At 49.3% G+C, this 5,374-nt stretch carries 5 protein-coding genes; 1 reads left to right on the forward strand and 4 read right to left on the reverse strand.

From position 1 onward, the window contains the following. Nucleotides 1-1,086, reverse strand: a 1,086-nt coding sequence (locus H6F80_RS03785; RefSeq protein ID WP_190790278.1) for a flavin-containing monooxygenase, incomplete at its 3' end; no start/stop codon positions are given. A 661-nt stretch (nucleotides 1,087-1,747) separates the two neighbouring features. Here H6F80_RS03785 and egtD point away from each other — a divergent pair. Continuing rightward, a complete protein-coding gene (egtD, locus tag H6F80_RS03790; RefSeq protein WP_190790279.1) occupies nucleotides 1,748-2,734 on the forward strand; it encodes an L-histidine N(alpha)-methyltransferase in 987 nt (328 codons plus the stop codon). A 219-nt stretch (nucleotides 2,735-2,953) separates the two neighbouring features. Here the strand turns inward: egtD and H6F80_RS03795 are convergent, their stop codons facing one another. The 3 genes from H6F80_RS03795 to H6F80_RS31075 form a co-directional block, all read right to left on the reverse strand. After that, a complete protein-coding gene (locus H6F80_RS03795; protein ID WP_190790280.1) occupies nucleotides 2,954-3,454 on the reverse strand; it encodes a GNAT family N-acetyltransferase in 501 nt (166 codons plus the stop codon). A 69-nt stretch (nucleotides 3,455-3,523) separates the two neighbouring features. Continuing rightward, nucleotides 3,524-4,774 (reverse strand): ergothioneine biosynthesis protein EgtB, encoded by a 1,251-nt coding sequence (gene egtB / locus H6F80_RS03800; protein ID WP_190790281.1) that lies wholly within the window; start codon nucleotides 4,772-4,774, stop codon nucleotides 3,524-3,526. Between the two features lie 273 nt (nucleotides 4,775-5,047). Then, on the reverse strand, nucleotides 5,048-5,173 hold the full coding sequence (locus H6F80_RS31075) for a response regulator (RefSeq protein WP_277879027.1): 126 nt from the start codon (nucleotides 5,171-5,173) through the stop codon (nucleotides 5,048-5,050). Nucleotides 5,174-5,374 lie beyond the last annotated feature (201 nt).

Consider the following 5,374-nt stretch of genomic DNA (forward strand, 5'->3'; position numbering starts at 1 on the left):
TCCATCCTCATCCACGGTGGATTGAAATGCTGCCGGCAAAAAGCTGTAGTTGGGCTGCCAACCCGTGCCAAAGATGACAACATCACTCTCCAAGTGAACCCCGTTTGCCAAATCTAAGCCACTGGGTGTAAATTGCTCGATCGTGGTACGTTGCACTTGAATCGCGCCTTGACGCATCAATTTGTAGGTTTCGTTTCGTGGGATAAAACCATGCGCGAACACCCCTGATTCAGCCGGATGAGATGGGGTAGAGTTGGATTCCTTCAGTGAATACTGCAACTGCAATAAAAGTTCTACAAACCGCCAGAAGCCCCAAATCAGCCCGGAAAAATATTTGTGGAAATTTTTCTCCCACTTGTAGGGACGTTGATAGAGCGGTAAAAATCCACCGATTAAACGATTTAAGAAAATCACTCTAAAGTCAATCAGTCCCAACACCCGCAGGGGAACGGGCCAGTAAGCATTACGGAAAACTAAAGTGACATCTGTTGCCCATTGCACAGCATCGGTGGCAATGTCTAAGGCACTCTTGCCAAATCCCACGACTACGACTCTGCGATCCTTCAGCAGGTCAGGTGATTGATAGCCTGAGGAGTGCAAAACCTTGCCAGAAAAAACTTCTCGGTTAGGAATCGGAGGAATATAGGGGTTAGAGTAAAGCCCAGTAGAAACAACCACAAAATCAAACTCTTTTTGAATTGTTTCCCCGGTATCTTGATTCGCGTAGTGCAAAATCCAGCGATTTTCAGGAATTGGTTCAAGCTGCTTAACGATACAGTTGAAACGAATTTTGTCGAAAATTTGGAAATGATGGGCGTAATCTTCTAGATAGGCCCAAACTTGCTCACCTGATGGCAAATTAGGATAGTTTTCGGGCATGGGATAGTCAGGAAATTCATAGAACGAACGGGGAACTTGCAGCCCAAAGGCGTGATATCCTGCCGCCCATACTCCGCCCAATTTCTGGCTTTTCTCAAAAATCTCGCAAGTCAATCCAGCGTTTTGTAGAAATCTCGCGGCTGTTAATCCAGCCACACCGGAGCCAACAATAGCAACGGTTTTGATATCGCCTGAAATAATTTGCATAATTTTTGATGATTCCACTCCGTCGAAGTGATTACCCCTGAGAATACCAAACTTCACTGAGCTAGCAGGTAGTAACCGGGTGAACGGATGGGTATGTTGCAGAAAACAAGTGTGCTACGCCTTAAGCTACCCAGATCTGGAGGAGATAAGGCAGGAACAGGGTGTAGAGGTGGACCCCTCGATAATCAATAATCAATCGTTAATCAATCGTTGGATCTTGAGGTATGCAGTAGAACTGGACAACTGCATTCGATCACACTTAAAGCCCACAAACGATTCGTGGCGGTAGACAAGACTTCCATCCCAGTCAAGGGCGGTATGGTGCCATAGTTTGACCTTTTGAACGGATTGACGGTCAGTTCGGTTGCAGTGCGTGCAGTGTTCAGAAGGTGAGCTAAAAACAACGGTCATCAGTGCTGAAGACGTTGGTAGAACCATTCAGTTAATTATTGCGCCTGTTGTTCTAATGACAGCCTGCGCCCTGATTCAAAATGCGTGGCATTCCAACCGTTGCAACTGACTACAGCCCCCTGTAGGATTTTAACCTGGGCGTGTGGACGCAGGAGGCGATCGATCGCGGCTATCGTTCCCGCCTCTTTTTTTATAAACAGTCGCTTTCTATAAACGCAGTTTATTCAAATTCGAGCAGGAGATTGCTTGTATGCCAATAGAGCAAAGCCCCCGTCTTCGCTGGATTGAACTCGCTCCAACCGAAGCAGCCGTTCATGACATTGATATAATTCAGGGATTGCAGCAGGTTCCGAAAACTCTGCCCTGCCGATATTTCTATGACGATCGCGGTTCAGCCCTGTTTGAGCAAATCTGCGATCTGCCGGAGTATTATCCAACTCGCACAGAGCAGGCAATTCTGGAAGATTGTGCCTTGGAAATCGCGCAGATGACGGGGGCTTGCGAACTGGTCGAACTAGGCAGTGGCAGCTCTCGTAAAACTCGCTTATTGCTGGAGGCATATCAGCAGCTCAATCATCCGTTATACTATGCCCCGATCGATGTTAGTGCGGGCATCCTTCAAGATACTGCACCCATGCTGCTGCGCCAATACCCTACGCTGAATCTGTGCGGCTTGGTGGGAACCTATGAGCAGGCTTTATCGAATTTGCCTCCGGTACAGCTCGATCGGCGGATGCTGATTTTCTTGGGCAGTACGTTGGGCAACTTGAATCCGCAGGAGTGCGATCGCTTCTTCACCCAAATTCAACAGAGCTTGCAGCCGGGGGATTTCTTTTTGCTGGGCGTTGATTTGCAAAAGCCGATCGAGATTGTGGAAGCTGCCTACAACGATGCTCAGGGCATAACGGCGGAATTTAACCTGAATATTCTGCACCATCTCAACGATCGCTTTCAGGGGAATTTTGCGATTGATCAATTTGCCCATTCCGCATTTTATAACGTTCATCGGCATCAGATTGAGATGCACCTCATCAGCTTAAAACCGCAAAAGGTGCTGCTGCAGAAATTGGGCTACCAGACTTCGTTCTATGCACAAGAAACGATCCACACTGAAATCTCTCGTAAGTTTGACTTGCCGACCCTGACCGTTGACCTGAAACAGCGATCGCTCAACTCAGTACACATCTGGACTGATCCTCAGAAGTGGTTCGCTCTGCTATTGTGTCAGCGACAATAACCTGCTGGAGTAGCGTTGCTGAACTGAGTCTAAATTGTTGAGTTTGACATTGCTGGGCAGTCCTCTAAATCTCCCATCAATGGGGGACTTTAAATTCAGACAGAAATTGGAGCGGTTCGGCAGTTCCTCATTATTTCTTACGCAGGAAATTGGGTGGTCGTGGAACCCGATGAAACCTTTGAAAAGGGCGGCAAGAAACGCGGCTTATTTGCCCAACCGCTAGACAGATGGGTGAGCATTAATTGAAGCCGCTAGCACCTTGCGGTAAACGATTTTGTCATCACCCGTTTGATAAAAGTCGCGGATGCGTGCCTCCTCGCCATAGCCGCACTTCCGATAAAACGCTCTTGTGCGATCGAAGTCTGGCAGCCCCGATGTTTCGACGAGCAGTATCCGCCCGCCGCCTATTGCTAACCGTTGTTCAACATGATTGAGTAGGGCGGCCCCCCGTCCCTGTCGCTGGCGATCGGGTCGAACCCCAATCAGTTGTAGATTCCATGTCCCTTCGGTCATCCGCTCCATTTCACAGTAGGCAATTCCCAGGAGTCCGTCATTTTCTTCGGCATCAGTGAGCCAGAAACGATCGCTGTTGTCATGGCTGACAAAGTAATCCCCCAGCATTGTGCTAACCTCATCAAGTTGATCTGGCTGGAATAGTCCGGTTGCCTCTGCCAGGGCAATCAGAGCAGCCGTGTCATCAGATGTTGCGAGTCGAATCATGAGAACTCCACGGAATTGAGGGTGATCATCCGTTGCATCATTTATTGCATCATTGCTGGTATTGCGTCGTTACTCGCACAAGCGAATCCCGGAAAACTGCCAGCGTGTAGAAGGCGGAAAGAAATTGCGATAGCTGGCGCGAATATGGCTGTGAGCGGTGGCACAAGATCCGCCCCGCAACACCATTTGATTACACATAAACTTGCCATTGTACTCTCCCACTGCTCCTGCTGCTGGCTGATAGCGGGGATAGGGCAAATAAGCACTCTGCGTCCATTCCCATACGTCGCCAAAGAGCTGATCCGGCCGGGTACTGGCGATCGCAGTCATAGGGTGAAGCTGCCCCGTTTCGAGCAGGTTTCCCTGGATTGGAACTTGAGCTGCAGCCACTTCCCATTCGGCTTCGGTAGGGAGCCGTTTCCCAGCCCAGCGGGCGTAGGCATCCGCCTCGTAATAGCTCACGTGACAGATTGGCTCATCGGGATTCACAGGACGCATTCCACTCAGCGTCATCATCCACCAGTCGCCGTCGATCCGCTCCCAGTACAGCGGAGCCTGCCATTGTTGCGTTTGAGCGATCGTCCACCCTTCTGCCAGCCAATATTCCGGCTTACTGTAGCCGCCATGCTGCATAAATTCCAGATACTCTCCATTTGTGACTAACCGCGCTGCCAGCCAGTAGTCTTGCAGATAAACCTGATGCCGTGGAGATTCATTATCAAAAGCGAAGTCTGAGCTGTCGTGCCCGATCGTATAGAGCCCGCCCGGATAATCTAACCACTGTTCCTGTGCAGCGACCGGAGGCGGTGCGGCGAGTCGGTTCTGCTGATAGACCGGACGCAGAGGATTGATCGCGAAGATGTGTTTAATGTCCGTAAGCAGTAATTCCTGGTGCTGCTGTTCGTGGTGCAATCCCAGCTTGATTAGGGGGGCTAATTCAGGCTGCGAGAGGAGCGATCGCATCGCGTCATCCACATAGGCTCGATAGCGATAAATTTCCTCGACGGTGGGACGAGAGAGCAATCCGCGTTCAGAGCGAGGGTGTCTAACGCCAATGGCTTCGTAGTAGGAGTTGAACAAGTAGCCAAACTTGGGATGAAACACCTCATATTCGGGCAAGTTGGGCAACAGCACAAAGGTTTCAAAAAACCAGGTTGTATGCGCCAGATGCCATTTAGGAGGGCTGACATCGGGCATACTTTGAATACCGTAGTCTTCGATTGCTAAGGGCTGACAAATCTGTTCACTAAGCTGGCGCACCTGTTGATACAAGCAGGTCAGGGATTGGGTTGTAGTTTGTTGTGAGGTGGAGATAAACATTAGCGGCTTCTAAGGTAGATAGATCAATTAATTTAGTAGAGTTTTTCAAATACTGGTTATAGTCGATCAACAATTCTTCAATGCTAAAGCTTTACCAAATCGTCATCCGCTCCTGCATCCAGCCCCACAACCCGATCGCCCACTTCGTCCTTTGCAGTTAATACGGCGTTTTTCACTCCCGTAAGGCACAGCCCCTGCACCCCGTTTTTTATACTTCAATCGCCTGAACAAGGCTGTAGAATGATTGGTACTTTGTTGCCAGTCGATCGCAGTCTACGGCAGATTTCCAATCCTGTTAAACTGGGCAACGGTGGTCTGGTAACCCTCGCAGTCTAGCTCCAACTGAATAAAGCGTGCTAGCTTGGCTTCATCTTCAATCAAAAGAATAGAGGAACTCATAGATTGGAGAGGGTAACGATAAAAACGCTCAACGATGCCCGCCTGTTGCGCCAGAGGAATGCCAGCCAGAATCGTTCACTTGAATCATGGTCTGAGTTTCAGCCTGGATGAGCTTTATTATAATTGGTGCTTGCGGCTCTGAGGATTGAACTGCATTATCAATTAAGTTCACAAGTATTTGTGCCAAACGATCGCAATTGG

Source organism: Leptolyngbya sp. FACHB-711 (genome assembly GCF_014695615.1).
In the GTDB taxonomy this organism is placed as follows: Bacteria; Cyanobacteriota; Cyanobacteriia; order Elainellales; family Elainellaceae; genus Leptolyngbya_A.

What these genes read in the sequence shown, in the direction of transcription:
- egtD (WP_190790279.1), top strand. Translation starts at nt 1,748, where the DNA reads ATGCCAATAGAGCAAAGCCCCCGTCTTCGCTGGATTGAACTCGCTCCA.
- H6F80_RS03795 (WP_190790280.1), bottom strand. Translation starts at nt 3,454, where the DNA reads ATGATTCGACTCGCAACATCTGATGACACGGCTGCTCTGATTGCCCTG.
- egtB (WP_190790281.1), bottom strand. Translation starts at nt 4,774, where the DNA reads ATGTTTATCTCCACCTCACAACAAACTACAACCCAATCCCTGACCTGC.
- H6F80_RS31075 (WP_277879027.1), bottom strand. Translation starts at nt 5,173, where the DNA reads ATGAGTTCCTCTATTCTTTTGATTGAAGATGAAGCCAAGCTAGCACGC.